Raw genomic sequence first — 3,272 nt, 5'->3', positions numbered from 1 at the left:
AGGCGACGGAGGGCCCCCGGGAGGCGGTGGGTTCGGCGGTGGGTTCGGCGGGGGAGGAAGACGGGGAGGAAGCGGCGTTCGTGGACATCGGGGCGGCTCGGCAAAGCGTGGATCGTCACGAAGGCTATACCCGCGCCCCGGGGGCCGGAACGATGGAAAAGCGATAACCATATGCGCGAACCGGTCGAGTCCCGGTCCCGATGCAGGCCGGCCGCGGAAGGTGCACAAGCGCCCTGCCCCGTGCTTTCCCGCCTCGGTCATTTCCGTGTCAGGAATGCCGGCCCGGCCGGCCTAACATGGTCCGGCGGCCGGCGACGGCCGCGGCTTTCCTCAACGCCTCCCATATCACACACACAACAGGAGACAACACGTGAATCCGATCGAGCAGAGAACCATCTCGAAGATGAGCTGGCGGCTGTTGCCGCTGCTCATGGTCAGCTATTTCATCGCCTACCTCGACCGCGTGAACCTCGGCTTCGCGGGCGCCGCCATGTCGAAGGACCTGGGCTTCAGCGCGGCCGTGTTCGGCAGCGCGGCCGGCATCTTCTTCATCGCCTACTTCCTGTTCGAGGTGCCGAGCAACATGGCACTCGAGCGCTTCGGCGCGCGCCGCTGGATCGCGCGGATCATGTTCAGCTGGGGCATCCTGTCGGCGGCCCAGGCCTGGGTCGGCGGCTCGACCAGCTTCAACGTCGTGCGCTTCCTGCTCGGCATCGCCGAGGCCGGCTTCTTCCCCGGCGTCATCTTCTACATCACGCTGTGGTTCCCCTCGGCCTACCGCGCGCGCATCGTCGGCTGGTTCATGTTCGCGATCCCGATCTCCACCGTGATCGGCTCGCCGATCTCGGGCTTCATCCTCAACATGGACGGGATGGGCGGCATGCACGGCTGGCAATGGCTGTTCATCCTCGAGGCGATCCCCTCGCTGATCCTGACCTTCTTCGTGCTGTTCTACCTGCCCGACGGTCCGAAGGACGCGAAGTGGCTCACGAACGAGGAGCGCACGTGGCTGCAGGGCACGCTCGACGCCGAGCGGCGCAACCGCGAGTCGATCAACCAGATCTCGTGGAAGCAGTCGCTCTTGAACCCGCGCGTGATCGGCCTGGGCTTCGTCTACATGGGCATCACGGTGCCGCTGTACGGCCTGAGCTTCTTCCTGCCGCAGATCATCAAGGGCTTCGGCGGGCTGGGCAACGTGGAGATCGGCTTTATCAACGCCTTCCCCTACCTGGTCGGCGCGATCGCGATGCTGTTCTGGACCCGCGCCTCCGACGCGCGCAAGGAACGCAAGTGGTTCCTGCTGATCCCGCTGGCCTGCATCTTCGTCGGCCTGGTGCTGGCGGCCGAGACCAGCGCGCCGGTGCCCAAGATGGCGGCCGTGACACTCGCGGCCTTCGGCATCTTCAGCGCCCTGCCGACCTTCTGGACCCTGCCCACCGCGATGCTCAGCGGCACCGCCGCGGCCGCGGGCATCGCCTGGATCAACTCGATCGGCAACCTCGGCGGCTACATCGGCCCGACCATCTTCGGCACCCTCAAGGACCGCATGGGCAACGACATCTACGCGGTGATCTTCCTCGCGCTGCTGGCGGCCGTGGCCTTCGTGCTGGTGCTGATCATCGGCCACGACGCGCGCACCGAGCAGGCCACGGCGCCCGGACGGGCCTGAGATCGCTCAGGCGCCGGCGCGCAGTTCCGCGCCGGCCAGCCGCGTCGCTTCCGCGGCCTTGGCGGTCTCGAGCTGGTGCCAGGCCTCCCAGCACTCCTTCGAGCAGCAGGGCCACCAGCCCAGCGGCCCGACCACCGCCGCATCGCCGCAGCCGTTGCCGCACCAGCGCAGCACGAAGGACTTGGAACGGCGGCGCGGCACCGGGCTCGGGGGCTGCAGGGATTCGAACGGGGAATGACCGGGGTGCATGGGCGGGGCTTTCTTCTGTCTTCGAGAGGCCGGAACGGGTCCGACCTCCTGAAGACGAACGAAGGGTGCCAAACCCTCAGTCCTTCGCAAAAAAAATTGCGCCTCTTCAGTAAAGCGTGGCCTTCTGCCGCGCCGGCAGCTCGCGGTCGTAGCTCGCGCCGTCGAAGGCGGCATCGGTCAGCGCCGACAGGATCGCGCCGGGCGTGGGCACGTCGGGCCGCGCCTCGTCGGGCCGCGGCGCCCACAGCCGCGAACGCTGGATCGCACGCGCGCACTGGAAGAACACGGTCTCGACCGCGATCTCGATCACGCACTGCGGCGCCCTGCCCTCCACCGCGAAGCGCGCGAGCAGCGCGGGATCGACCGTGAGCCGCGCGCGGCCGTTGACGCGCAGGGTCTCGCCCACGCCCGGGATCAGGAACAGCAGCGCCACGCGCGGATCGGCCACGATGTTGCGCAGGCTGTCGATGCGGTTGTTGCCGCGGCGCTCGGGCATCCACAGCGTCTTCTCGTCCTTCACGGCCACGAAGCCCGGCGGATCGCCGCGCGGCGAGGCATCGAGGCCGTCCGGCCCGAGGGTGGCGAGCACCGCGAACGGCGAGGCCGCGATCAGCGCCTGGTAGGACGGATGCAGCCAGTCGATCTCCTTCTTGAGCGAGGCTTCGCCGGGCTGGCCGAACAGGGCCTGGAGCTGGGCCAGGGTCTGGATCGCGTGCGGGTCGTGGGTCATGACGGTCGATGGTGAAGGGAATCCGGGGACGGCTCGAGTTTCGCGGCACTGCGCCCGCAGGCGATGGCCGTGCCGGCCAGCAGCGCCGCCGCCACGCCGTAGACCCAGGCCGACGAGGCAATGGGCAGCAACAGCCCGGCCAGCACCGGCCCGGCCCCCGCGCCGATGTCGCGCCAGGTCGAACGCGCCGCCAGCGCCTGCACGCGCTCGGGTCCGGGCGTGCGGTGCGCGACGATGGGCGCGATCAGCGGCAGCTGCAGCGCGCGCAGCACCACGATCAGCGCCGCGCAGCTCCAGAGCCAACCGAGGCCGAAGCCCACCAGCGCCAGCGCCGTGAGCAGCGACAGGCTCACCAGCAGGCGCTCGGCGCCGAAGCGCTCGGCCATGCGTCCGCCCACGGGACTGAGCGCGATCTCGGAGAAGTAGCGCAGCGCCATCAGCACGCCGGCCACCACCACCGCCGCGCCCGGCAGCAGGTCCTTGCCGAGGTACGACAGGCCGACGATGAACAGGCCGTCGAGCGCCAGCCCTTCCATGAAGGACCAGCCGTCGAGGCTGTTCGGCCGCTGGAAGCGCTTGGCGGTCACCGCGACCGGATGCGGCGCCGTCGGCAGCCGGCGCGCG

The 3,272-nt window shown here is 69.5% G+C and carries 4 protein-coding genes; 1 reads left to right on the top strand and 3 read right to left on the bottom strand.

From position 1 onward, the window contains the following. The first annotated feature begins 370 nt into the window (after nt 1-370). A complete protein-coding gene (locus tag AC27VN_RS36735; protein ID WP_093342022.1) occupies nt 371-1,669 on the top strand; it encodes an MFS transporter in 1,299 nt (432 codons plus the stop codon). A gap of 6 nt (nt 1,670-1,675) precedes the next feature. Here AC27VN_RS36735 and AC27VN_RS36730 read toward each other — a convergent pair whose 3' ends face one another. The 3 genes from AC27VN_RS36730 to AC27VN_RS36720 all read right to left on the bottom strand — a co-directional run. Continuing rightward, nucleotides 1,676-1,918, bottom strand: coding sequence for a hypothetical protein (locus AC27VN_RS36730; RefSeq protein WP_208512655.1), 243 nt, complete (start codon nt 1,916-1,918; stop codon nt 1,676-1,678). A 106-nt stretch (nt 1,919-2,024) separates the two neighbouring features. Beyond that, nucleotides 2,025-2,648 (bottom strand): pyridoxamine 5'-phosphate oxidase family protein, encoded by a 624-nt coding sequence (locus tag AC27VN_RS36725; RefSeq protein WP_490879824.1) that lies wholly within the window; start codon nt 2,646-2,648, stop codon nt 2,025-2,027. Beyond that, the coding region (locus tag AC27VN_RS36720) for an MFS transporter (RefSeq protein WP_490879823.1) at nt 2,645-3,272 on the bottom strand (628 nt) is incomplete at its 5' end. The genes AC27VN_RS36720 and AC27VN_RS36725, both read right to left, overlap by 4 nt.

The organism is Variovorax sp. 20P10.2.4, assembly GCF_058244205.1.
Note: the sequence above shows the minus strand (reverse complement) of the source record. Positions and strands in the feature narration are given on the sequence as shown.

Excerpts from the sequence above, each read along its gene's own strand:
- AC27VN_RS36725 (WP_490879824.1), bottom strand. The coding sequence starts at position 2,648 with ATGACCCACGACCCGCACGCGATCCAGACCCTGGCCCAGCTCCAGGCC.
- AC27VN_RS36730 (WP_208512655.1), bottom strand. The coding sequence starts at position 1,918 with ATGCACCCCGGTCATTCCCCGTTCGAATCCCTGCAGCCCCCGAGCCCG.